The 26,384-nt window shown below is 70.5% G+C and carries 11 protein-coding genes; 4 read left to right on the top strand and 7 right to left on the bottom strand.

Going from position 1 to position 26,384, the window contains the following annotated elements; genetic code table 11:
• Positions 1–14: 14 nt before the first annotated feature.
• From K4L06_RS14425 to ispG, 6 genes are all read right to left on the bottom strand, one after another.
• A complete protein-coding gene (locus K4L06_RS14425; protein ID WP_221672035.1) occupies positions 15–5,345 on the bottom strand; it encodes an RHS repeat protein in 5,331 nt (1,776 codons plus the stop codon).
• 243 nt (positions 5,346–5,588) lie between these two features.
• Positions 5,589–8,900: a S8 family serine peptidase gene (locus tag K4L06_RS14420; protein WP_221672033.1), complete on the bottom strand. Its 3,312-nt coding sequence runs from the start codon at positions 8,898–8,900 to the stop codon at positions 5,589–5,591.
• Between the two features lie 375 nt (positions 8,901–9,275).
• Positions 9,276–10,544, bottom strand: coding sequence for a YadA-like family protein (locus tag K4L06_RS14415; protein ID WP_255595143.1), 1,269 nt, complete (start codon positions 10,542–10,544; stop codon positions 9,276–9,278).
• A gap of 139 nt (positions 10,545–10,683) precedes the next feature.
• On the bottom strand, positions 10,684–13,962 hold the full coding sequence (locus K4L06_RS14410) for a S8 family serine peptidase (protein WP_255595142.1): 3,279 nt from the start codon (positions 13,960–13,962) through the stop codon (positions 10,684–10,686).
• Positions 13,963–14,245: 283 nt separating this feature from the next.
• Positions 14,246–15,019 (bottom strand): phosphatase PAP2 family protein, encoded by a 774-nt coding sequence (locus tag K4L06_RS14405; protein WP_343225762.1) that lies wholly within the window; start codon positions 15,017–15,019, stop codon positions 14,246–14,248.
• A complete protein-coding gene (gene ispG, locus K4L06_RS14400) occupies positions 15,003–16,274 on the bottom strand; it encodes a flavodoxin-dependent (E)-4-hydroxy-3-methylbut-2-enyl-diphosphate synthase (protein WP_221672031.1) in 1,272 nt (423 codons plus the stop codon). The genes K4L06_RS14405 and ispG overlap by 17 nt, the downstream gene beginning before the upstream one ends.
• 337 nt (positions 16,275–16,611) lie before the next feature.
• On the opposite strand from ispG, the gene xseA reads away from it, so the two are divergent.
• The 4 genes from xseA (at position 16,612) to K4L06_RS14380 (ending at position 23,330) form a co-directional block, all read left to right on the top strand.
• Positions 16,612–17,991 (top strand): exodeoxyribonuclease VII large subunit, encoded by a 1,380-nt coding sequence (xseA, locus tag K4L06_RS14395; RefSeq protein ID WP_221672030.1) that lies wholly within the window; start codon positions 16,612–16,614, stop codon positions 17,989–17,991.
• Positions 17,992–18,092: 101 nt separating this feature from the next.
• A complete protein-coding gene (locus K4L06_RS14390; RefSeq protein ID WP_221672028.1) occupies positions 18,093–19,739 on the top strand; it encodes an acetolactate synthase large subunit in 1,647 nt (548 codons plus the stop codon).
• A gap of 34 nt (positions 19,740–19,773) precedes the next feature.
• On the top strand, positions 19,774–21,252 hold the full coding sequence (locus K4L06_RS14385; RefSeq protein WP_221672027.1) for an aldehyde dehydrogenase family protein: 1,479 nt from the start codon (positions 19,774–19,776) through the stop codon (positions 21,250–21,252).
• 191 nt (positions 21,253–21,443) lie between these two features.
• A complete protein-coding gene (locus tag K4L06_RS14380) occupies positions 21,444–23,330 on the top strand; it encodes a VWA domain-containing protein (RefSeq protein ID WP_221672026.1) in 1,887 nt (628 codons plus the stop codon).
• Here K4L06_RS14380 and K4L06_RS14375 read toward each other — a convergent pair.
• The gene (locus K4L06_RS14375) at positions 23,320–26,214 is read right to left on the bottom strand and encodes an EAL domain-containing protein (protein WP_255595140.1); all 2,895 of its coding nucleotides are present in this window, start codon (positions 26,212–26,214) and stop codon (positions 23,320–23,322) included. The genes K4L06_RS14380 and K4L06_RS14375 overlap by 11 nt on opposite strands.
• Positions 26,215–26,384 lie beyond the last annotated feature (170 nt).

Genomic DNA, 26,384 nt, shown 5'->3' with positions numbered 1-26,384 from the left:
TCATCGCTCCCCCTTCAATCCATCGCCTCAGTCCGCCGAGTCGCCGGATACGGCGGGCTCGACCAGGCTGAGCAGCCGCCGCTGCCGCAGGCGCGGACGGCGTAGTTGTAGGCGCAGTACTGGCCGCTGGAGCCGGACTGGATCTGGGTGGCCGAGCCGCTGTACAGCTGGGCGCCGTTGTCGGTGGACTGGAGCTGGTAGCTGCTCGCCTTGGCGACCGCGTTCCAGCGGATCGTGCAGGTGTCCAGGACCACGCGGCCGCGCAGGGTGTTGCGTAGCCAGTCGGCCAGGTTGATCGACGGCGCCGCTGGCGGGTGGTCGACGGTGATGAAGCCCGGCGAGGAGTACGGACCGCAACCGGCATCGTTGCAGCCGCGCACGCGATAGCCGTAGGTGCCGTCCCAGCGTCCCCAGATCGTCGCGCCGCCGGTGTTGGCCTCGTAGATCAGGGTCCAGGCCCCGCCGCCGGCGCTCTCTTCGAGCTGATAGCGGGTCGCGTTGTCGACGCCGTTCCAGCCGACCCAGAAGGTGCCGTTGTTGCTGCTGGCCGGCACGCTGATGCCCGGCGCCGCGGTCGGCGGGCCGATCACGTAGACGTTGGCCTCGCCCGAGGTCGGCCCGCAGCCGGCGGCGTTGCAGGCCCGCACCCGGTAGGCGTAGTTGCCGGTGGAACCGCCGTAGATCGTGCGGCTGGTGGCGCCGCCGTCCTGGATCAGCGCCCAGCCCTGCCCCAGCGCGTTCTGTTCGAGCTGGTAGCCCGCGGCGCCGGCGACCGCGGTCCAGCCGACGCTGAAGCTGCCCTGGGTGCTCTGCGCGGGCGCGCTGATCGACGGCGCCGAAGCCGGCGGGTAGATCACCTGCACGCTGGCGGTGTTCGACACCGGTCCGCAACCGGCCGGGTTGCAGCCCTTGACCCGGTAGCTGTAGCTGCCACCCGCACGGCCGCTGAAGGCCTTGGACAGATCCGCGCCGGCATAAGCCGTGGTCCATGCCGCGCCGCCGGCGCTTTCCTCCAGCAGGTAATCGGTGGCGCCGCCGGCCGAGGTCCAGCTGACGCCGTACTGGCCGTTGACCGCGGTAGCCGGCGCCGACAGCGATGGCGCCGAGGACGGCGGACGTTGCACGACCACGGTCGCGGTTGCGCTCCAGCCGCCGCAGCCGACCGCGTTGCAGGCCCGGACGCGATAGCCGTAGCTGCCGTCGCTACGGCCGGACACGGTGCGGCTGCGCTCGCCGCCGCTGTACAGCGCCTGCCAGGCGCCGCCGCCGGCCTGCTCCTGCAACTCGTAGCTGCCCTGGGCGGTGGTCTGGCTCCAGCCGACCGTGAAGCTGCCTGCGGAGACGAAACTCGGCGCGGTCAGTACCGGCACATCGGGCGCGATCGCGGTGCTGGCGCGCGCGACCAGGCTGCCGTTGAGGCTGAAATAGGCGACGTCCTTCTCTTTGCGGTAGTCGCGTTGGTAGCGCAGCGCGCCGCCCTGGTCGTACATCGAAACGATGCTGCCGAGACTGGGGCTGGTCGCGAGCACGCGCCGGCCATGAGCGTCGTAACGATAGCTCTCCGCACCGACCGCCTCGCGCAGGCGGTTGCCGAAATCGAAACGGAACTCCTTGCCGTTCTTGTTCTGCAGATTGCCCTGGACGTCGTAACCCAGGCCGATCACCGACTGGCCGGTGTCGGTCAGCTGCACGTTGGTCAGGCGGTTGGCGCCGTCGTAGTAGTAGGTGTGCTTGCGCCCGGCCACCTCGACCGTGCGCAGGTTGTCGAAGGCGTCGTAGCTGTAGCTGGCCGGGCCGAACATCGGCGAGACCGCGCTGGTCAGGCGGTCGGCGCCGTCGTAGCCGAGACTGCGATCGCCGCGCGCGCCAGGCAATCCGTCGCTGATCGCGGCGACGTTGCCGACCGCGTCGTAGTCGTAGCTGTCGTCGAGCACCGTCGCGCTGCCGGCGTCGCGACTGCGCTCGGGCAGACCGCGCAGGTTCTGCTGCAGGCTGTGGACGATGCCGTTACCGTAGGCGAAGCCCGACATGCCGCCATTGGGATGGTAGGCAACGCCGGTGGCGTAGCTGCCGGCCTGGGTGGGCTGGCCCAGCCCGTTCGGCGCGTAAGCGACCGCCTGCCCGTTCGGATAGCTGTGGCTGGCCAGCGCGCCCTCGTTGTCGTAGGTCGAGCCGAACGCCCAGTCGATCGCGTCGAACTGCATGCGCTCGCGGGTCGGCAGACGCCGCTTGTTGTACTCGTAGCTGTTGACCACGCTGTCGCCGGTCGCGCCGTTGTGGGTCGTCACCTGCTGGACCTGGCCGTCGGGGTAATAGCTCCAGGTCTGGTTGCCGGCGCCGTCCGGGAACGACAACTGGTACAGACGGTCGCGCGCGTCGTAGCTGCGGTCGACCCGACGGCCGGACTGATAGGCCTCCATGTGATTGCAGTTGCCGGTATCGGGCAGGCTCAGGCCGCTGGCCGACCAGGCCACTTTTCCGGTCGCGGTGTAGGCGGTCACCGTCGCGCCGGTTTCAGGCTCGACCGTTTTGCACAACTGGTGATGGATGTCGTAGCCGTACTGGCGCAGCAGTTGCACCGATTCGGCGCTGTCGGTACGGCGCAGGCTGGTGATCGCGCCGAGCAGGTCGCGATACAGCCAGGTCAGGCGACCACCGGGATGGGTAATGCCGGTCAAAGTGTCGTAGCTGGGCTGATCGAGCACGAAGTAGCTGTACCAGGTCTGCTGCTGGCGCGGGTTCGTGACCCGGGTCAGGAACTGCGGCAGGTATTCGGTGGTCGTGGTCAGCACGCCCAACTCGCTGTCCTGCTGCACCGAAGTGACCCGCCCGAGCGCGTCGTAGGCGGTGCGGGTGCCCTGCGTAGAGCCCGCCGGCTGACGGCTGGGATAGCTCGCGAACACGACCCGGTTGTCTTCGTCGAACGCCGCGGCACCGGCCTTGAGCGTGCCGGCGAAGTCGTTGCCATCGAATTCGTGGGTCAGCACCGGCCGGAACATCGCATCCAGGTACACATGCTTGTTGCGTCGCCCGACGGTCACGCTCTGCCGCCAATGCCCGCCGGGCAGGCCGTATTCGGCCTGCCCGCGCTGTTCCAGGCGCAACTGCATCGGCTCCCAGGCGTTGCTGTCGGCGCCGGGATAGCTGACCGTCTGCAACCGGCCCATCGCGTCGTAGGCATAGCCGGTGGTGTAGCCGTTCTCGTCGGTGATCGAGGTCAGCCAGCCGTTGTCGTCCACTACCGCCGAATCGCCGTTCTGATCGGCGTAACGGATCGACTGCGGCACGCCGCGCTTCCAGTTTTCCAACCGGGTCTTGCGTCCGGCGCCGTCGGTCAGCGCCGCCAGCGTGCCGTCGGGGTTGTACTCGTAGCTCTCGATCGGCTTGCCGAAGGCGAAGCGCTGCGATGGCAAGGCCTGGGCATTGTAGTCCGTCTGCGACATCACCCAGCCGGTGTCCGTATTGGACTCCTTGCGCACCTGCCCCAGCACCCACAGGCCCAGGTCGTCGTAGTACTCGGTGGCGTCGGTGCGGCCGCGGTCGGTATGACTGCCCGAGGACCACTTGGCCACGCTCAAGGGCCGCGCCTGGGCGTCGAAGCTGTTGATGCTGCGGTTGAAGGTCGCGCCGTCCTGGGCGGTGACCGTCGACTTCAGCGGCCGGTTCGAATTCGGCAGCCGGTCGGCGAACTCGTCGCCGTTGGACCCCATCCAGGACGGGAACGGCATGCCGGCGGCTTCCGAATCGCTCACGTAGCTGTTGCTGACGCTGCGATAGGTCGTGCCGGCCTTGCGCGTCTCGACCCGGAACAACTGGCCTTCGTTGAGATCGCGGTCGCGACCGAAGGTGTGCAGGTTCTGGGTGCCGTCCGGCTCGGTCACCGTCACCGTCTTGTAGTTCGGCGCCGGCGGCGCGTACTTGGCGTTCCAGCCCGGGCCGATGTCCCAGCGATTCTCGTCCTGGGTTTCGTAGCCCTCGCCCAGGCCTTCGTAGCCGTAGCGGTAGACCTTCTCGGCAATGCCGGCGCCGCTGATGCGCTTTTCGATCAGCGACCAGGTGTCGTGGAAGGTCGAGTAACGGTTGCGCCCGCTGCTGCCTTCGTCGTTGCCGGTTTCGCAGATGTAGGGCACGTTGGTACGGCCGTGCCGCATCGACTTGAACAGGTATTCGGCGGCCGCTCCCGACGGATGGACAATGCGTACCTTGGAACGGGTATCGGCGAGGATGCTGCCCGGGGAACAGGGAACGTTCTTCTGCGGATAGTGCTGGTTGTTGTCGGGGTTGATCAGATACTCGGCCACGTCCAGGCGCGGCATGTCGAACACCGCCGGCCCGTCGAACTTCCATTCCGAGCCGTCGGGATTGCGCACGTTGCCGCCATAGGCGTTGGCGTAGTCGAACGTCCAGGTGCGGCCGTTCGCGGTCGCGGTCTTGATGTTGGTCTGGTAGTTGCCGTCGAACAGGTAGGGCGCCGGGCTGGAGTAGGTCATGACGATCTCGCGACCGTCGTTGGCGTAGATGCGCGTGGGGTGGTCGTACTCCCAGTCGTACCTGACCCAGTTGCCGAACCGGTCCTCGATCTTGCTGACATAGAGCTTGAGCTTGTAGCGATGCAGCAACGCGTTGGGAACGGTATAGCCCCAGGGATGGCTGATCGAGGAATAGCGCCGGTACACCAGCCAGTCGAAGGTGTACTTGGTCCCGTCCGGCGCATAGCCCACCAGGCCCTTGCCGGGACCGTTCTGCACGCTGGGCAGTTCGGCGAAGAACCAGCCGTCCTTGGTGGCGAACTTGTAGCCGACCGAGTTCTGCGGTTTGACCCGCTTGGGGTCGTCCGGGATGGTCAGCAGATCGCCGCCCCCGCCGCCGTTGATGGTCAGGCGGTTGCCGCTCCAGAAAATCGAGCGGTCGAATTCGACATAGCCGTTGTTGACGTTGGGCGGGATCGCCACCCAGCCGTTCGCTTCCGCGCTTTTGCTGTGGTGCACCGCGCCCACGTAAGGCAGGTCGAGGTCCCAGTAGCCGTTGAGCGGCCCGCCGGTGATGTCGTGCGGGTCGTAGAAGATCCCCAGCGCGACCGGCAAGGCGCTGTTGCCCGGCAGCGACACCAGATCGTGGCTGAAGCGGACCGTGCCGTTGAACAGGTTGACCTTGTCGCCGAAGGCCTCGTCGCTCAACGGCGAGACGTGCTCGGTCGAACGCACCCGTTTGGCGTACTCGTTCGGCCAGTCCGTGCCTTGGGCGCGCACCGAGCCCAATACGAGCGCCAGGCCGAAGAACGCCAGCCAAGGCAAGGCGCGCCGCAACCAGAAGCCGCGGTCCTTGTGCGTCGGGGAAGCCTGCATGATTCCATCCCTGTCCAGCAGCCGTTGCGGCTGCGATCGCGCTCGGGCGCCATCGCCCGATCCTTGAGCGATCTTTCTCCCGAACAAATGTGCTATGCAAGTCTCGATTTAAAAGGGATAAAGTCACACTCGTCCAAGCCGCGCGGACCTTGCGACCGGAAAAAAACCGGGCCCGCGAACGGGCCCGGCTTGGACGACACTTGCATTGTCGGTTCGGTTCGAACCGCGGGCTTGCGCCCTGCCTCAGTCGGTCACCGTCAGCGCCACCCGCAACGCCACCTTCGGCTGGACCGGATCGTCGCTGGCGACGCAGACGTAACCGATGTGGCTGCCTGCGCTCAGCCCGCGCGCGTCGATGCGCACGCGGTTGGCGACTTCGCCGCGGCCCGGGACGGTGCCGAAGGCGCGCACCGGCGCGCCGATCCACGGTGCGCCGCAAGCGCTGGCGCCCTGGATGGCGTAGGCCAGTCCGGCGAAGCCCGCGCCGGCGCTCCAGCTGCCGGCGCCGCCGACCGAGGGGGCGATGGTGCGGAACTGGTTGTCGCCGCTGTTGGAGGCGTACCAGACCCAGCGGTTGGCGAAGCTGGTGCGCGCATGCACCACCAGCCAGTAACGGCCGGCCGGCAACTGCACGTTCTGCCCGGCCGCGGCCAGGTCGAGGGTGATGTTCGCCCCATCCACCCGGACCCCGGCGGCGTTCGGCGCCGCCGTGTAGGTCCACAAGGCCGAACCGGCGAGCGGGTTGCTGGCCGGGTTACCGCCGTTGTCGGCGAACACGCTCCAGGTCAGGCTGGTCGCGGTGCTGGCCAGCGCGGCGCCGCTGGAGACGAAGCCCTCGGCAAACAGCCGCGACAGGCGGGTGCTGTCGCTGAGCACGAAGTCGTCGCTGGAGAACTGCGCCGGCAGGCCGCCGGCCGAGGCCGGGTCGGTGTAGACGGTGCTGCGGAAGCCGCTGCTGACGCCGTCGGAGTTGGTGTCGACCACACTGCGCGAACCTTCGCCGGTGTTGTCGATCTGGAACTGCAGGGCCGAGGCGCTGAGGTTGCCGATCGCGAAATCGGCGAAGCCGCGCGTACCGGCCGGCAGACTCAGCGCGACCTGCGCCGGGCGCAGTTCGATCTGCGGCGGCGGCACGGCGACCGCGACCGGCAGATGCAACTGCGGCGACGGGCCGCCGAGCACCTGATCCAACTGCAGCGCGCCGAAGTGCCAGGCGCCGTCCTTGGGCAACTGATGGGTCAGCACGATCACCGTCACGTCCTGGGTGCGGCCCGGCTGGGACAGGAACACCGGCGGGAAGGCGATGCCGTCGACGCCCTTGAGCTGCGCCACCCACAAACCGGGCTTGCCCTGTGCGGCGCGGAAGCTGCGCTTGAACACGCAGGCCTGGGCGCATTCGCGCTGGGCCAGGCTGGCCAGGTTCAGGCTCGCGACCTGGCCGCCGGTCGCCGGATCGGCGGCCAGGTAGTTGGCGGTGGTCTCGTTGAGCACCAGACCGGCACGCAGCGCGCGATCGACCTGGACCCGGCCGGCGCCGGCGTCGAACGGATCGGCCAAGGTGACTTCGTCCTCGGTATAGACCTTGCGCTCAGCGGTCATCATCAGCGCCGACTTGATTTCCGCAGCGGTCCAGTCGGGCTTGGCCTGACGCAACAAACCGGCGGCGCCGGCGTGGTGCGGCGAGGCCATCGAGGTGCCGCTAAGCAGGCCGACCAGATTCTCGTTGCCGCTGATCGTGCTGCCGGACAGCACCGCCAACACGCTCACGCCCGGCGCGGTGATGTCGGGCTTGATCAGGTTGAAGTCGCCGGCGGGGCCGCGCGAACTGAACGCCGCCAAGGCATCGGCCGTGTTCGGGATCGGCGTCGGCGGGAAGTTGATCGCGGCGGTGGTGGTGTTGCCGTTGCCGGCGGCGAAGTTGCGCAGCGCGTCGCTGTCGGTCTGCAGGGCCAGGAACGCCGGAATGGTCGTGCCCGGCACGCTGGGCGTGGTCGCGCCCGGCTGGTTGTTGGCGATGACCACGCCGATCGCGCCGGCGGCCGCGGCGTTGTTGACCTTGATCGAGAAGCTGCAGGTGCCGCGGCGGATCAGCGCGATCGCGTTCTGGAACGTGCCCGGCGCGAACGCCGCGCAACCGTCGGTCGCGGTGTCGATGCCGGCGCTGACCTTGATCGGCGTGGTCGGCGGCAGGCTGGCGTTGAAGGCGGCGCCGCCGCTGCCTTCGGTCAGCTGGATCGCCTGCAGGGCCGGCGGCACGGTGCCCGGGCCGGTGACCTGCAACAGGAAGGCGAAGGTGCCGCGGCCGTGCTGGGCGGCGGCGGTCGAGCCGGTCCACGGTTCCAGGTGGCCCATGGTGTTCGGGCCGGGACCGGAGTTGCCGGCCGAAGTCGCGACGTAGATGCCGGCGTCGGAGGCGTTGAGGAAGGCCAGCGACACCGCCTCGCCCCAGGGCTGGCTGCCGCCGCCGATCGAGTAGTTGATGACGTCGACGCCGTCGGCGATCGCCTGGTCGACCGCGGCCACCGCCGAGGTGTTCGGGCACAGGCCCTGGCCGGTGGAGATGCGGGTGTAGCAGACGTCGTAGGCGATGATGTTGGCGTGCGGCGCGACGCCGGAAATGCGCACCGTGCGGCCCTTGTAGTTGGCGTCCCAGGCGTTGCCGGCCGCGGTCGACGCGGTATGGCTGCCGTGGCCGTTGGTGTCGCCGAAGCCGGGTTCTTCGCGGATGTCGGCCACGCCGCAGGTATTGCCGGGCGCGCCGCAGACGAAGTCGTAGCCGCCGATCAGCTTGTCGTTGCAGCGGCCTTCGTCGACGCCGCCGGGCGCGCAGCTGCCCAGGTAGGTGCCGCTGCCGAAGGGATTGACGTGCTGGTAGCCGGTGTCGTCGATCGCGGCGAACGCCGGGCTGCCGAAATTGATGCCCGAGTCGAGGATGCCGAACACCACGCCTTCGCCGCGGTACTGGGTCGGGGTGGCGTTCCACAGCCCCGGCGCGCCGATCAGCGCCGGACCGACGTCGGTGGCCTGCTCGTATTCGCGGTACTCCTCGACCAGTTCCACGCCGGGCAGCTTGGCGATGCGCGCGGCTTCGTTCTGGGTCATGCGGGTGATCACGCCGTTGACTGCGTGCTGCATGCGCCGTTCGATCGCCAGCGGCCGGCCGATCAGGGCGTTGATGCCGCGCTCGTGGTCGTGCTGGACCCGATCGAGATGGCGCACGTAGCCGCGCGCCTGCGCGCTGCGCACGTCGAGCCGGCCGGGCGCGCCGCCGTCGGCCGCGCTGTTGGCGTTCTGCGCGCCGGCCATGCGCTGCGGCGCCGGCAGGCTGGCGATCTCGCCGGCGTAGGTGGCCAGCGGCGCTTCCTTGTACAGCACGATGTAGCGGCTGGTCTGGGTTTCCAGGCCGCTGTCGATGCGGCTGGGGGACGGTGCGCCGCCGATCGCGCCGGCGTCGGCCGGCGTGTCGTCGGACAGGCCGCGGATCGCGGCTCCGGCGATGGCGGCCAGCCCGATCAGGCTGATCGCGATCGTCAATCGATTGACTGCGTTAGGCATCGAGAGGTCCTCTGCGTCGTTCGCGAAGACACCGCTCCCCGCCTGCCCCCTCAGGCATATCGCGGCGCGAGTTCAGGAAGAAACATCGTCCACGACGAACACCGGCCCTGCGCCGTGCCCGCTGCGCCCGGCCCGCTTCCTCCGGCCCCGGCTAAAGCCACTAACGCAATCCGGGCGGCACTCCCCCCACGGTCGCCGCCGGGTTCCCGCGGCGACGCGACAGCTCCGTGACGACCGCCACGCTTCGCGCGTGTCCGGCCGATTCTAGTCCGCGACCGGCGCCCCGCAAGCGGACCGCCGTTACGTTCCTGCAACACCGCGCGCGGCCGCGCGGCGGCGGTCGGGACGGGCCGTTGCGGCCCGCCCCGGCTCCATTCACCAACCGAAACCCACGCCGATGCCGGCCGAGCTTTCCGAATCGCTGAACGCGCCGCCCAGGGTCACCGTGGCGCGGTCGCTGATCGCACGCTGGTAGCCGATCGACAAGGCCTGCTGGCCGCCCTGGAAACCGGCGCCGACCGCCACCCGGTTCGGCGTGCGCAGCCCGGCCGCGCTGGCCGACATCTGCACCATCGCCGAGGTCATCGCGCCGAGCTTGTCGATGCGGCGGTCCTGCTTGTTGAAACGCCAGTTCATGTCGTCGCGCAGTTCGTTGATCGCCTCGGTCGGCGCGGCCAGCATCTGGGTCACGCGCGAATCGGTGTAGGCGTTGGCGCTGCGCAGGGTCTGGGCGTCGCCGCTCTGCACCTGCGCGACGTTGGCCGCATCGGTGGGCGCGGTGCCGGCGGCGACGTTGGACACGCGGGTGCCGCCGGCGCCCTGCAGCGCGACCTGGGTCTGCGAAGCGTCGGTATAGGTCACCGAATTGGCGGCGCCGGCGCCGACCCGGCCGTACAGATCGGTCAGGCGGCCGTCGACCGCGGCGAAGGCCGAGCCGACGTCGCGATAGCTGCCGCCCTGGATCGAGTAGGTCGGCGCGGTGAACGCGCCGCCGGCGAAGCTGGCGCCGCCGCCGAGCGCGCCGGCCAGGGTGTTGAGCTGGAACACGTTGGCCGCGTCGGTGTCGGCGGTGCCGGCGGCGACGTTGACCAACTGGCGTTCGGCGCCGGCGGCGCCGACCGATACCGTGTTGGCGCGATCGGCGATCGAGTTTGCGCCCAGCGCGACCGAATTGACCGCCGAGGCGGAGCTGTTCGCGCCCAGCGCGGTGGCGTTGTCGGCGCTGGCGGTACTGCCGGCGCCGCTGGCGGTGGCGAAACGCCCGCCGGCGGTGCTGGCCGAACCGTTCGCGGTGGAGAATTCGCCGGAGGCGGTGGCGCTGTCGCCGATCGCGCTGGCGTTGGCGCCCGAGGCGGTCGCGCCCGCGCCCACCGCCGAACTCTGGTCGCCCGATGCGGTGGAACCTGCGCCGACCGCGACCGCGCCGACCGCACTGGCGGTGGCGCCGGCGCCTTGGGCGACGGCGAAATCGCCGTCCGCGGTCGCGCCCTGGCCGCAGGCCAGCGCGCTGCCGCCGTTGGCGGTGGCGCCGCCGGTGGTGGTGCCGCCGAAGCCGTCGTCGAGCAGGCAGGCTTCGCCGGCCCAGGCCGAGGCGCAAGCCAGCGAGAGCGCGGCGGCGAGAAGGGTCTTGTGCGTGATGTTCAAACTGTCCCCCAGGAGGATGTCGTGCGCGCCGCGCGACCGTGATCGTGCGCGGCGGCGAAAGTGGCGTCGGCGCGGGCCGCGCTCGGCCCGGCCGGATGGAACGCGCCGGGTCCGCGAACGGACCCGGCGCGCAGCGCGGTCAGGGCGAAGGCGTAACGGTCAGCGCGACCCGCAGCGCCGCCTTGGGACGCAGCGGATCGTTGCTGGCCACGCAGACATAGCCGGAGTAGCTGCCCGGCGCGAGGCCGGCGGCGCTGATCTGCACCAGGGTGTCGACATTGGCGCCGACCGCGAGGCGGCCGAACGCGCGCGACGGCGCGCCGATCCAGGTGGCGCCGCAGGCGTTGGCGCCCTGCAGCTGGTAGGCCAGGCCGGGCGCGCCGGCGGTCGCCGACCAGGCGCCGCTGCCGTCGGGGTTGATGATCGCGCCGCGATAGACGTTGTCGCCGCTGGTGGCGTTGAACCAGAACCAACTGGTCGCCAACGGCGCGCGCACCGACACCACCAGCCAGTAGCGGCCGGCCGGCAGATTGAGGTTCTGGCCGGCGGTGGCGAGGTTGAGGCTGATGCTGGCGAAGCCCGAGGTCGACACGCCGGCGCCGTTGAACGTGGAGGTGTGGCTCCACACCGCCAACTGCGGCGTCGACTCCGGATTGCCTTCGGGGTTGCCGCCGACGTCGCGGAAGATCGACCAGTTGATGTTGGTCGACGTCGCCAGGGTGCCGCCGTTGACGAAACCGTCGGCGACGATGCGGGTGATCCCGGTCGCGTCGCTGAGGGTGAAGTCGTCCGCCGACAGCTGGGCGCGCGCGCCGACCGTGGCCGCGTCGGTGAACCGGGTCGAGCGGCGGCCGTTGGTGTTGTTCGGCAACTGCGCCACCAGCGTGCGTCCGCCGCTGCCGGTGTTGTCGATCTGCCAATCCAGGTTGGAGCCGCCGATGTTGGCCAGGCGGAAGGTCACGTTGCCGCTGTTGCCCTGGGTCAGGGTCAACGAAGTCGACGGCGTGGCGTCCAGGCGCGGCGGCTGCACCGCGACCGCGATCGGCAGGCGCAACAGCGGCTGGCTGGTATCGCCGCCGGACGGCGTCAGCACCAGCTTGCCGAAGTTGAAGTTGCCGTTGGGCGCCAGCGAACTGGTGCTGACGGTGATCTTGACCGTCTTGGTCTCGCCCGGGTTGAGCGTGAACAGCGACGGCGAGACCAGCGCGCTCAGGCCCTGCACCTTGCCGGTCCAGGTCTGCCGGGTCGGCAGCACGTTGCGGAAAGTGCGGGTGAACGAACACGAGTTGGCGCAGCTGTACTTGGCCATGCTGGCCAGGTTCAGGGTCGAGACGTCGCCGCCGCCGGCCGGGTTGGCCGCGCGGTAGTTGGCCGTGGTCTCGTTGAGCACCAGACCGGCGCGGATCGCCTGCTCGAGCTGCAGGCGGCCGGAACCCATTGCGTGCGCGTCGGCCTGGGTGACGCCGTCTTCCTTCAGCACTTCCTGCTTGGCGGTCATCATCAGCGCCGACTTGACCTCGGCCACGGTCCAGTTCGGACGCGCCTGGCGCACCAGCGCGGCGGCGCCGGCATGGTGCGGCGAGGCCATCGAAGTGCCGCTGATCAGGCCGACCGAGTTCTCGCTGCCGCTGATCGAGGTGCCGGCGGTGACCGCCAGGATGTCCACGCCCGGGGCGGTGATTTCCGGCTTGATCACGTCGAGCACCCCGGCCGGACCGCGCGAGCTGAAATCGGCGAGCTGGTCGGGGGTGTTGTTGACGATCACCGACGGGAACGGAATGCCGCCGGTGCTGGTGTTGGCGTTGGCGTTGGCGAAGTCGCGCAGCAGGTTGCTGTCGGCCTGGCTGGCGACGAAGGCCGGCACGGTCGCGCCGGTCACGGTCGGGGTCAGGCCGGTGGGCTGGTTGTTGGCGATCACCACCGCCACCGCACCGGCGGCCGCGGCGTTGGCGACCTTGTCGGTGAAGTTGCAGGTGCCGCGGCGAACCACCGCGACCGCGCCCTGGAAACTGTTGGCCGGGAACGCGGCGCAGCCGTCGTTGGCGGTATCGATGCCGGCGCTGACCCGCACCGGGGTGTTGTTCGGAATGGCGACGGCGAACGGCGTGCCGCCGCTGCCTTCGGTCAACTCGATCGCCTGCAGGTCGCCGGGCACGCTGCCCGGGCCGGACACCGACAGCACCCATGCGAAGGTGCCGCGGCCGTGCTGCGAGGCGGCGGTGGTGGCGACCCACGGCTCCAGATGGCTGGCGGTGTACGAGGCCGGGCCGTCGTTGCCGGCGGCCGCGGCGACGTAGATGCCGGCGTCGGTGGCGTTGAGGAACGACAGCGAGGTCGCCTCGCTCCACGGGTTGGAACCGCCGCCGATCGAGTAATTGATCACGTCGACCACGCCGTCGGCGATGGCCTGGTCGATCGAGCGCACCGTCGCGGTGTTCGGGCACAGGCCGCGGCCGGTGGAGATCTGGGTGTAGCAGGCGTCGTAAGCGATGATGTTGGCGCGCGGGGCGACGCCGGAGATGCGGATGTTGTGGCCGCGATAGGTCGCGGTCCAGGCGTTGCCGGCCGCGGTCGAGGCGACGTGGCTGCCGTGGCTGTTGGTGTCGCCGAAGCCGGGCTCTTCGCGCACGTCGGCGACGTCGCACTGGTTGCCGGGCGCCTGGCAGACGAAGTCGTAGCCGCCGATCAGCTTGTCGTTGCAACGGCCCTCGTCGACGCCGCCGGGCGCGCAGGAGCCCAGGTAGGTGCCGGCGCCGAGCGGGTTGACGTGCTGGTAGCCGCTGTCGTCGACGGCGGTGAAGGCCGGACTGCCGAAGTTGATGCCGGAGTCGATGATGCCGACCACCATGCCTTCGCCGCGGAACCCGCTCGGCGCGGCGTTCCACAACGCCGGCGCGCCGATCAGGGCCGGACCGACGTCGGTGGCCTGCTCGTATTCCTGATAGGGCTCGACGAAACGCACTTCGTCGAGTTGGGCGATGCGGTCGGCTTCGGCCGAGGTCAGCTCGGCGACCATGCCGTTGAGGGCGTGGCGCATGCGGAAATCCACCCGCGGGCTGCGGCCGAGTAGGCCGCTGATGCGGCGCTCGTGCGCGGACTGGACGTCGCCCAGGTGCTGCACGTAGCTGCGCGCCGACGCGCTTTGCACATCGATGCGGCCGTTGCCGCCGCTGACGCTGGGCAGGCGCTTGGGCGCCGGCATGCCGCGCAGTTCGCCCTTGTAGGCGCTCAGCGGCGCTTCGCGATAGACCACGATGTAGCGCTTGTAGCCGTCGAGGGCGGCTTCGCTCGCCAACGACGGCGACGGCGCGCCGCCGATCGGCCCGCTCTGTCCCGACTCGCGGCCCGACATCATCGCCGTCGCTCCGGCGATGGCCGCGACCGCAGCGATGGCCGTCGCGATGGACGTCCTCTTCATCACTTTCCGCATTCCCCTAGCCCCTCATTGCTGACGCTTGCGCTAAGCGCAACGCGGCCAACGCGACCGGCGTTGCGCACCCGTGTAGGGAGAGGTGGATCCATAGCGGCCCGGACTGGACACGGGCGCATACGCTGCGTCGCTCACTTCCCCCTGAAGGTGACAACGCAGGCGGACAGGGTTCCCCCTACCCGGCCCATGCAGTATCTGCGGAATAAGTTTGCTTGTTTTGGCGAAAACGCGGCAACGATGGCCGCGCCGCCCCTTGCCGGCGGGCTCTCGATCAGCTAGAGCGATGCCAGGGACGCCGCAGGCCGCCGCGGTACACGACCAGGTAGACCGCCACTACCCAGGCGGTGGCCACCGCCCAGCCGGCGAGGATGTCGGAGGGGTAATGCACGCCCAGGTACAGGCGCGAGAAGCCGACCGCGGGTACGAACGGCAGCATGATCGCCAGCACCGGCCAGCGCCAGCGCGTCGGCCAGCTCAGCAGCAGCAGGGTGACCAGCAGGGTCATCGAACCCATCGCATGGCCGCTGGGGAAACTGTAGTTGTGCTCTGGCGCGATCGATTCCCACAGCGACGGCCGCTCGCGGGCGAAGAACTGCTTGGCGGCGATGTTGAGCAGGCCCGAGCCGCCCAGCGCGAGCGCGGCGAAGCTGGCTTCGCGGAAGCGCCGGCGCAGGGTCAGGATCAGCACCAGGCCGATGTCGAACGGCACCACGCCCCACAGATAGCCCAGTTGCGACAGCAGCACGAAGGCGGTGTCGAAACCTTCGCGGGCCAGGCCGTGCGCGTACTGCAGGATCGGCACGTCGAACACGATCGCTTCGCGTTCGTGGATCTCGTCGGCCAGTTCGGCGAAGGCCCACAGCGGCAGCAGCAGGCCGAGGAAGACCAGGGCCAGGGCCCAGCCGTGGCGGCGCAGCAAGGCGATGCCGAAGCGCGCCTCCTGTTCCAGCGCGCTGTCGCCCGGCCCGCGCCGGAGCGCGGCGGCGTCTTCGCGGGTTCCGGCGTCGTCCGTGCGCCGGATCTCGGCCTCAGGCACCTGCGACACGGGCGGCGTAGTTGCGGTCGACGTAGCGGTCGATCAGATCGACGAACTCGCGGGCGATGTTCTCGCCGCGCAGGGTGACGGTCTTCTCGCCGTCCTCGAACACCGGCGCCGACGGCGCCTCGCCGGTGCCCGGCAGGGAAATGCCGATGTTGGCGTGGCGCGATTCGCCCGGGCCGTTGACCACGCAGCCCATCACCGCCAGGGTCAGGTTTTCCGCGCCCGGGTGGGTGATCTTCCACTCCGGCATCTTCGCCCGCACGTGCTCCTGCACGGTCTGCGCCAGTTCCTGGAAGAAGGTGCTGGTGGTGCGGCCGCAGCCCGGGCAGGCGGTGACCATCGGCGTGAACGCGCGCAGGCCCATGGTCTGCAGCAGTTCCTGGGCGACGATGACCTCGTTGCTGCGCGCCTGGCCCGGCTCGGGGGTCAGCGAGATGCGGATGGTGTCGCCGATGCCTTCCTGCAACAGCACGCCGAGCGCGGCGCTGGAGGCGACGATGCCCTTGCTGCCGATGCCGGCTTCGGTCAGGCCCAGGTGCAGGGCGTAGTCGCCGCGGGTGGCCAGTTCGCGATACACCGCGATCAGTTCCTGCACGCCGCTGACCTTGGCGCTGAGCACGATCCGGTCGGCGGCCAGGCCCAGTTCGACCGCGCGCGCGGCCGAGTCCAGCGCCGAGCGGATCAGCGCCTCGCGCAAGACGCGGCCGGCGTCCCAGGGCTCGGCGCGGGTGTGGTTCTCGTCCATCAGCTGCGCGGCCAAGGCCTGGTCCAGCGAGCCCCAGTTGGCGCCGATGCGCACCGGCTTGGCGTACTTGATCGCCAGCTCGATCAGGGTCGCGAACTGGCTGTCCTTCTTCTTGCCGAAGCCGACGTTGCCGGGATTGATCCGGTACTTGGCCAGGGCTTCGGCGCAGGCCGGCTCGGCGGTCAGCAGTTGATGGCCGTTGTAGTGGAAGTCGCCGATGATCGGCACTTCGATGCCCATCATCGCCAGCTTGTCGACGATGCGCGGCACCGCGGCGGCGGCTTCCTGGGTGTTGACGGTGATGCGCACCATCTCCGAGCCGGCGCGCCACAGTTCGGCGACCTGCTTGGCGGTGGAAGCGACATCGGCGGTGTCGGTGTTGGTCATCGACTGCACCACCACCGGCGCGCCGCCGCCGACCTGGACCCCGCCGATCTGCACGGAGCGGGTCAGGCGGCGCGGCATCGGGCCGAAATCGGGGTGGGCGCAGGGCAGGACGGCATCGGAATTCATGGGCTGCATTGTAACGCCGCCGCGGCGGGCGCAGGTGCGGCGGGGGTGAAGCGCGGCTGACGCGGCGAAACCGCGCTCGGCCCGGCTGCGCCTGGGTTTCGGCGCGGCCGGGCCGAGCGCGCGGAGTCTGAAGGCCTTCCAAGAAAGTCCGCGTTTCCTGCAGGCGGTCATCCGCGCCGTCGGGATGACGCTCCGGGCGCTCCAGCCTTCTCATGCGGGAAGGTCTCCCGGCCCGGTTCCTTGCGACCCGCCGCCTACCCCGGAAGCCCCGCGCCGGACGGGTTACCATCGCCGCACCTGTTTCGCTTCGAGCGGCTTGCCTCGCTCCTGCTTCGTCATGCCCCCCAGTTCTCCCGACGACGTCCTCACCCCCAGCCAGCTCAACGCGCTCGCGCGCAACGTGCTGGAAGACACCTTTCCGCTGATCTGGGTCGAGGGCGAGCTGGGCAATCTGTCGCGGCCGTCCTCCGGGCATCTGTACCTGACCCTCAAGGACGCGCGCGCCCAGGTCCGCTGCGCGATGTTCAAGCCCAAGAGCAGTTGGCTCAAGTTCGTCCCGCGCGAGGGCTTGCGCGTGCTCGCGCGCGGCCGGCTGACCCTGTACGAGGCGCGCGGCGACTACCAGCTGGTGCTCGACCACATGGAAGAGGCCGGCGAAGGCGCGCTGCGGCGCGCGTTCGAGGAGCTCAAGGCGCGCCTGGCCGCCGAAGGCCTGTTCGACCGCGAACGCAAACGCGAACTGCCGCGCTACCCGCGCCGCATCGCCGTGATCACCTCGCCCAGCGGCGCGGCGGTGCGCGACGTGCTCAGCGTGCTGGCGCGCCGCTTCCCCCTGGTCGAAGCCGAGGTGCTGCCGGTGCCGGTGCAAGGCGAAGGCGCCGCGGCGCAGATCGTCGCCATGCTGCAGCGCGCCGACGCCTCGCAGCGCTACGACGTGATCGTGCTGGCGCGCGGCGGCGGCTCGCTGGAAGACCTGTGGGCGTTCAACGACGAGCGCCTGGCGCGGACCATCGCCGCCGCCGGCGTGCCGGTGGTCTCGGCGATCGGCCACGAAACCGACTTCAGCCTGTCCGACTTCGCCGCCGACCTGCGCGCGCCGACCCCGTCGGTGGCGGCCGAATTGCTGGTGCCGCAGCGCGAAGACCTGCTGCACCGCCTGCGCAATCTCGATGCGCGCCTGTGCAACTTGCAGGCGCAGCGCCTGCGCCAGGCCATGCAACGCGCCGACCGCGCCGGCCTGCGCCTCAACGCGCTGCGCCCGCAGGCGCGGCTGGCCGCGCTGCGCGGCCGCCAGCAGGAGGCCTGGCGCCGGCTGGAGCAGGCCTGGAGCCTGCGCCTGGAGCGCGAACGCGCGCGCCTGCGCCACGCCGATGCGGTGCTGCGCGCGCACCAGCCGCAACGCCGCATCGCCGCCCTGCGCGAGCGCCTGGCCGCGCTGGCGCCGCGTCCGCGCCATGCGATCGTGCGGCGCCTGAGCGCCGAGCAGTTGCGCCTGCGCGGCCTGGCGCGCTCGCTGGAGGCTTGCAGCCCGCTGGCGACCGTGGCGCGCGGCTACGCCATCCTGCAACACCGCGACGGCCGGGTGGTGCGCCGGGTCGGCGACGCCGCCGCAGGTGAACGCCTGAGCGCGCGCGTCGGCGACGGCGAGCTGCAACTGCGGGTCGAGGCCGACGGCGGCGACGAAGCCGCGCCCAGCCAGGCCACGCTGCCGCTCTGAGCCGGCGGCCGCGACGCGCCGCGGCGCCGGTCATCGCCCGCCGCTAACGCGGCCTGGGCGACCATGCACGGCTTCGGGCACTGCCCGCGATGGAGTCCGGCATGACCAAGGCGTCCGATCTGTTCGTCGCCGCGCTCGAGGCCGAGGGCGTCGAGTACGTATTCGGCATTCCCGGCGAAGAGAACCTCGACCTGCTCGAATCGCTGCGCACCTCCTCGATCGAGCTGGTGCTGACCCGGCACGAACAGGCCGCCGGCTTCATGGCCGCGACCTACGGCCGGCTGACCGGCAAGGCCGGGGTCTGCCTGAGCACCCTCGGCCCCGGCGCGACCAACCTGGTCACCGCCGCGGCCTATGCCCAGCTCGGCGCCATGCCGATGCTGATGATCACCGGGCAGAAGCCGATCAAGATCAGCAAGCAGGCCAGCTTCCAGATCGTCGACGTGGTCGACACCATGCGCCTGCTGACCAAGTACACCCGCCAGATCGTCTCCGCCGACAGCATTCCGGCGCGGGTGCGCGAGGCCTTCCGCCGCGCCGAGGAAGAGCGCCCGGGCGCGGTCCACCTGGAGCTGCCGCAGGACGTCGCCGGCGAGCCTACCGAGGCGCGGCCGATCCCGGCCGCGTTCTCGCGCCGGCCGGTGGCCGAGGACAAGGCGATCGAACGCGCCGCGCAGGCGATCGCGCAGGCGCGCCACCCGCTGCTGATGATCGGCGCCGGCGCCAACCGCAAGACCACCGCCAAGACCCTGCACGCCTTCGTCGCCAAGCTCGGCATCCCCTACTTCAGCACCCAGATGGGCAAGGGCGTGCTCGACGAGGAAGGGCCGTTGTGGCTGGGCAACGCCGCCCTGTCCGACCACGACTTCGTCCACCGCGCGATCGACGCCGCCGACTGCATCGTCAACATCGGCCACGACGTGATCGAAAAGCCGCCGTTCTTCATGCGCGAGGGCCGGCGCACGGTCATCCACGTCAATTACGACGCGGCCGAGGTCGACCCGGTGTATTTCCCGCAGATCGAAGTGGTCGGCGACATCGCCCATTCGGTGTGGCGCCTTGGCGAGGTGCTGCAACCGCAGCCGCACTGGGACTTCGCCTTCTTCGGCCGGGTCCGCGACGCGCTGCTGGCGCAGTTGCGCGAGCGCTGCGAGGACGACCGCTTCCCGCTGGCGCCGCAGCGGCTGGTCGCCGACGTGCGCGCGGCGATGGCGCCGCGCGACGTGGTCTGCCTGGACAACGGCCTGTACAAGCTGTGGTTCGCGCGCAGCTACCGCTGCCGCGAACCGAACACCCTGCTGCTGGACAACGCACTGGCGACGATGGGCGCCGGCCTGCCTTCGGCGCTCGCCGCGCGCATCGTCTGCCCCGACCGCCGGGTGCTGGCGGTGTGCGGCGACGGCGGCTTCATGATGAACTCGCAGGAACTGGAGACCGCGGTGCGGCTGGGCTTGGACCTGACCGTGCTGGTGCTGCGCGACGACGCCTACGGCATGATCAAGTGGAAGCAGGCCCACGAGCGCTATCCCAGCTTCGGCATGGACCTGGGCAATCCCGATTTCGTCGCCTACGCGCGCAGCTACGGCGCGCGCGGCCACCGCCCCGAGTCCAGCGACGCTTTCCTGCCGCTGCTGCGGCGGGCGCTGGACACGCCCGGGGTGGACTTGATCGAAGTGCCGATCGACTACGCCGACGACGACCGTATCCTCAACCAGGACATTCCGCGCCTGGCCGCCGCGCTGCGCTGAGCGCGCCCCGCTTTCCACTTCTCCGGAGCATTCCATGGCCAAGTCCAAGACCGCCACCGCCGCCCGCGCCGGCAAGGGCCTGAAGCCCAGTTACCCCTACTACCTCGCCAACCGCGCGGTCGCCGCCAACACCGACCTGGACGTGCTGGACAAGTACAGCGGCAAGCGCGCCACCCGCGTGGCGATGGCCGACGCGGCCGCGGTGCGCAAGGCGATCGTCGCCGCGCACAAGGCGCGCGAGGCGATGGCGCAGTTCGCTCCCGACCGCCGCCGCGACGTGCTCGAACACTGCGTGCGCCGCTTCGGCGAGCGTTTCGAAGAACTGGCGCTGGCGCTGTGCATCGAGGCCGGCAAGCCGATCAAGGACGCGCGCGGCGAGGTCACCCGGCTGATCGACACCTTCCGCATCGCCGCCAACGAGGCCACCCGCAGCCCCGGCGAACTGCTCGAGCTGCAGATCTCGCCGCGCACCCGCGGCTACCGCGGCATGGTCAAGCGCGTGCCGATCGGCCCGTGCAGCTTCATCACTCCGTTCAATTTTCCGCTCAACCTGGTCGCGCACAAGGTCGCGCCGGCGATCGCCGCCGGCTGCCCGTTCGTGCTCAAGCCGGCGATCAAGACCCCGGTCGGCGCGCTGATCATCGCCGAAGTGCTGGCCGAGACCGACCTGCCCGAAGGCGCGTTTTCGGCCCTGTGCTGCTCCAACGAGGACGCCTCGCTGCTGGTCGAGGACGAACGGATCAAGCTGCTGAGCTTCACCGGCGGCCTGATCGGCTGGGACCTCAAAGCCCGCGCCGGCAAGAAGAAGGTCACCCTGGAACTGGGCGGCAATGCGGCCTGCATCGTCGACGCCGACCCGGGCGCGAGCCTGGACCACGTGGTCCAGCGGCTGGTGTTCGGCGCCTACTACCAGAGCGGCCAGAGCTGCATCAGCGTGCAGCGCATCTACGCCCACGCCGATATCTACGACAAGCTGCGCAAGAAGCTCAAGGCCGCGGTCGGCGCGCTGCGCATGGGCGACCCGCGCGACGAGAGCACCTTCATCGGACCGGTGGTCGACGAGCAAGCCGCGCAGCGCATCCAGGGCTGGATCGACGCCGCGCTCAAGGGCGGCGCCAAGCGCATCGCCGGCGGCCCGCGCCAGGGCACGATGATCCCGGCCACGCTGCTGGAAAAGGTGCCGCGCGACGCCGAGCTGTACCGCAAGGAGGCGTTCGGCCCGGTCGCGCTGATCGAGCCCTTCGACGATTTCGAGCGCGCGCTGGATCGGGTCAACGACAGCGACTTCGGCCTGCAGGCCGGGGTCTTCACCGGCCGCCTGGATCGGGCCATGCGCGCCTGGGACCGGCTCGACGTCGGCGGGGTGATCGTCGGCGACGTGCCCAGCTTCCGGGTCGACAACATGCCCTACGGCGGGGTCAAGGACTCCGGCCAGGGCCGCGAGGGCGTGCGCTATGCGATCGATGACATGAGCGAACAGCGGCTGCTGGTGATCCGCGACCCGGCCGGTTGAATCGGCGCGTTGAACCGGCACGTTGAACCGGCGCGTTGAATTGGCGCCTTGAACCGGCGCGTCAACCCGCGCCTTGAACCGGCGCCGCGGCGGGGTCTGCGCAGCGACCGAAAATTATTTGCACCGCCCGCAACCCCGTCCGCCGCGGCGGCGCGTTGATCTTCCCAGGTCCACACACCAGGGAAGCCGCCATGTCCGCCCGCGCCACATCCGCCCGTTCCGCGTCCGCTTCGATCCCGTCCCACCCGCGCGCACTGCGCGTCGCCCTGCTCGCGGCCCTGGCCGTCTCGCTCGGCGCCTGCCAGGCGCCCGGCGATCTGGCCAAGCAGGCACCGGAAATACCGCCGGCCGAGGCCGAAGCGACCGCATCCGGCAATGCCGCCCCGATCGAGGCCGCCCCAGCCGCTGCCGACGCCTACGCCGCGCCGGCCGCATCCATCGCCCCGCCCGCCCCCGCGGCGCCGCCCGCACCGCCGCGCACCGAGGCCAAGGCCGGCGCCGCGCTGGCGCGGATCCAGGTCACCGCCTCGCGCGTGCGGGCAACGTCCCAGGCCCTGAAGGCCGCGCCGGCCGCGCTCGGCTACAGCGCCCCGCCCGCGCCCCCGCCGCCGCCCGGGTACGCCCAAGCGGCCAACACCGAGAAGTACGCCGCGCGCGAAGACAACCCGGTGCAGCGCGCCAGCGAACAGCCGCTGTCGACCTTCTCCATCGACGTCGACACCGGCAGCTATGCCAACGTGCGGCGCATGATCAACGACGGCGTGCGTCCGCCGTCCGATGCGGTGCGCGCGGAGGAGTTCATCAACTACTTCGACTACCAGCACCCGGCTCCTGCTTCGCTGGCGACACCTTTCAAGGTCAGCACCGAACTGGCGCCGGCGCCATGGAACGCCCAGCGCCAGTTGCTGATGATCGGCATCAAGGGCTACGAGATGCCCAAGCGCGCCCTGCCGCCGGCCAACCTGGTGTTCCTGATCGACACCTCCGGCTCGATGGATTCGCCGGACAAGCTGCCGCTGCTGAAGAACGCGTTCTCGATGCTGACCCGCCAGCTGCGCCCGCAGGACCGGGTCTCGATCGTGGTCTATGCCGGTTCCGCCGGCCTGGTCCTGGCGCCGACGCCGGGCGACCGCCAGGACGAGATCCTGGCCGCGCTGGACCGGCTGCAGGCCGGCGGCAGCACCAACGGCGGCGACGGCATCCGCCTGGCCTACGCCATGGCCAAGCAGGCCTACGTCAAGAACGGCGTCAATCGGGTGATCCTGGCCACCGACGGCGATTTCAACGTCGGCACGGTCGACAACAACGCCCTGGAAACCCTGGTCGCCGACCAGCGCAAGAGCGGCATCGCCCTGACCACACTCGGCTTCGGCCAAGGCAACTACAACGATGCGCTGGCCGAGAAGCTGGCCGACGTCGGCGACGGCAACCACGCCTACATCGACACCGCGCAGGAAGCGCGCAAGGTGCTGGTCGAGCAGATGGGCTCGACCCTGCTGACCATCGCCCGCGACGTCAAGATCCAGATCGAGTTCAACCCGGCCCAGGTCGCCGAATACCGCCTGATCGGCTACGAAAACCGCCTGCTCAAGCGCGAGGACTTCGCCAACGACAAGGTCGACGCCGGCGACATCGGCGCCGGCCACCAGGTCACCGCGCTGTACGAGATCACCCCGGTCGGTTCCAAGGCTGCGCGTCTGCCGGCGTTGCGCTACGCCGCCTCCGCGCCGGCCGCGGCCGGCGGCCAGGACGAGATCGCCCTGCTCAAGCTGCGCTACAAGCGCCCCGGCGAAGAACGCAGCCAGCTGATCGAGGCCCCGGTGCGCAAGGATGGCCTGCGCGCCGTCGCCAGCGACTCGATGCGCTTGGCCGCCGCGGTCGCCGCTTTCGCCGACGCGCTGCGCGGCGGCAAGCAGATCGACGGCTGGGGCTGGGAGCGGATCGCCGCGACCGCGCGCAGCGTGCGCCTGGACGATCGCTGGGGCCTGCGCGCGGAGTTCATCGGCCTGGTCGAGCGCGCCCGGGTCCAGCTCGGCACGCCGGCGGCGCCGGCGACCGAGGTCGCAGTCAGCCGCTGAGCGAGGACGAGGCGCCGGCGGCGCGCGAAGCCGGCGCGCCGTCGGCCGCCGGCAGCGGCGGCGCGGCGACCGGGCCGCTCAGCAGCCGCTCGGCCGGACGGCCGAACAGGAAACCCTGGCCGTAGACGCAGCCCAGTTCGCGCAAGGCCGCGCGCTGGGCTTCGGTCTCCACGCCCTCGCCGATGGTGTGGATGCCCAAGGTGCCGGCCAGGGCCTGGATCGCGCGCACCACCGCCACGCTCTCCGGCCGCGATTCGCCGACCAGACCGGCGACGAAGCTTTGGTCGATCTTCAGGCACTCGATCGGGAACCGGTGCAGGTACGACAACGCCGAGAAGCCGGTGCCGAAATCGTCCAGTTGCGCCAGCACCCCGTGATTGCGCAGGGTGCGCAGCATCCGCAGCGCGCGCGGCACGTCGTCGAGCAGGGCGACCTCGGTGATCTCGATGCGCAGGCGCTGCGGGTCGGCGCCGGCGTCGTCGAGCAGGCGCAGCAGGCGGTCGGCGAAGTCGCCGGCGCGGAAATGCCGCGGCGAGACGTTGACCGAGATGTAGCCCTCGCCGCCGCGCGCCAGTTCGGCCACCGCGCGCCCGTACAGGATCCAATCGACCTCTTCGATCAGGCCGCTGTCCTCGCCCACGCCGATGAACTCGCGCGGCAGCAGCAGGCCGCGTTTTTCGTGGCGCCAGCGCAGCAGGGCTTCGTGGCCGATCAGGGCGCGGTCGTCCAGGCGCACGATCGGCTGGTAGTAGGCGACGAAGGCGTCGCCGTTGATCGCCCGGCGCAGGTCCGCTTCCAGGTCGAGGATGCGCATCGCCTGCTCGCGCATCTCCTCGTCGAACACCGCGCAGCGGCCGCGGCCCAGGCCCTTGGCCCGGTACATGGCGGCGTCGGCGTCGCGCAGCAGTTCGATGCCGTCGCGATAGCGCGGATGCCACAGGGCGATGCCGATGCTGGCCGAAGGGAACACCTCGCGCCCGGCGATCCAGCACGGCTCGCCGAGCGCGCGCAGCACCCGGTGCGCCATCTCTTCGACCATGCCCTGGCCGTCGAGGTCCTCGACCAGGATCGCGAATTCGTCGCCGCCCAGCCGCGCCACCGTGTCCTCCGCGCGCACCGCGGCGACGATCCGGCGGCTGCTCTCGACCAGCAGTTCGTCGCCGGCCGAATGGCCGACGCTGTCGTTGACCAGCTTGAACCGGTCCAGATCCAGGAACAGCACCGCGAACGCACGCCGGTCGCGGCGCGCATGGGCGATGGCCTGGCCCAGCCGTTCCAGCAACTGGCCGCGATTGGGCAGCCCGGTCAGGGTGTCGTGCAAGGCCTGGTGGGTGAGCTTCTGCTCGGCGCGCACGCGCTCGCCGATCTGCTCGACCAGTTCGGCGTTGGTATGGGCCAGCTCGCGGGTGCGCGAGGCCACCCGCTGTTCGAGTTCGCCGTGCGCGGTGACCAGCCGGTCCTGGGCCTGCTTGCGCGCCAGGCCGATGCTGATGTGGTGGGCGACGAAGGTCAGCAGTTCCTGGTCGCGGGCATTGAAGGCGATCGCGCGCGAGTAGCTCTGGATCGCGATCACCCCGACCACCGCCTCGTCGCGGAACAGCGGCACGCCCAGCCAGCAATGCGCGGCGGCGCCGTGGCTGCGCACCTCGCCGCGCGCGTGCAGCTCGGCGATGCGGTTGCGGTCGGCCAGCAAGGGCCGGCCCTGGCGGATCACGTACTCGGTCAGGCCGTCGGCGAGCCGGCGCGACTCGCGGATCATGTCGCGCTCGTCGATCGAATACGGGAACTGCAGCCGTTCGCCGTCGTCGGACAGCAGCGCGATGTAGAAATTGCGCGCGTACAGCAGCTCGCTGACCACGTCGTGCACCTGGGAGTAGAACCGGCTCAGTGTGTCGGAGGTGATGGTCAGCTCGGCGATCCGGAACAGCGCGCGCTGCAGGCGCTCGGAGCGCTGGCGCTCGATGATCTCGGCCTGCAGGTCGCGGTTGCTCAGCTGCAGCGCATAGGTGCGCTCGGCGACCCGGCGCTCGAGTTCTTCGCGGGCGTGGACGCGGTCGAGCGCGGTGAGGATGTGCTGGGCGACGAACGACAGCAGGGCGCGGTCCTCTTCGCCGTAGCTGCCCGGGGTGTCGTAGTTCTGCACCACGATCGCGCCGCACACGCGCTCGCCGCGGCGCATCGGCACGCCGAGCCAGTCGGCGCTGTCCGGGCCGTGGACCTCGTCCGGCGCCACCCCCAGCAGCTCGCGCAGGCTGGTCGAGCTGCCCTGCAAGGCCTCGCCGTGGCGCAGCAGCGCCAGGGTCAGGCTGTTGGGCGTGTCGGCGGCGCGGATCACCTGTTCGGGATCGGCGACGAAGGGGTCGGCGCGGTCGGCGAAGTACAGGAAGCGCATCGTGTCGGCGACGTCGTCGTAGAGCACGATGTAGAAATTCTCGGCGTAGGTCAGGCCGCAGACCACGCCGTGGATGCGGCCGAGCAGATCGCTCATTTCCAGGCCCGAGCCGGCCAGGTCGGCGATGCCGTACAAGGCCTGCTGCAGGCGTTCGGACTTCTCCAGCGCCTCGGCGCGGGCGTGCGCGCGCACCGCGGCCAGGTCGGCGGCGACGATGCGCCGCGCCATCGCCAGCCAGGCCGCGCGCAACGGCGTCGGCATCGACTGCGGCAGGGCCGCGACCAGGGCCGCGCGGCTGCCGTCCTCCAGCCACCAGGCGGCCTCGATGCGGTCCGAGCGGGTGTCGCCGGAGGCGCCCACCGCCGGCGGGTCGCGCTCCAGCCAGGCGGCGGCGTCGGCGCGCAACGGCGCCGGCGCGACCGGGGTCGACGAATCGGCCACCCGCCCCTGCGCATCGCGCCAGCACACCACGACCTGGGAACCGGCCGGCAAGGCCTCCTGCAGCGCACAGGCCAGGGCGTCGCCCGCAGACGAGCGTCCGCCTACCGCCACTGGAAGTACGTCACTGCTCTGCACCGGATCGCCGCCTTCTGCGCAGGACGCAGGATAACGCGAGCTTTACGCAAGCGGCATAGGCCAACCCCATGCCGGTCGCCGAACCG

Source organism: Lysobacter sp. BMK333-48F3 (assembly GCF_019733395.1).
In the GTDB taxonomy this organism is placed as follows: Bacteria; Pseudomonadota; Gammaproteobacteria; order Xanthomonadales; family Xanthomonadaceae; genus Lysobacter.
Note: the sequence above shows the minus strand (reverse complement) of the source record. Positions and strands in the feature narration are given on the sequence as shown.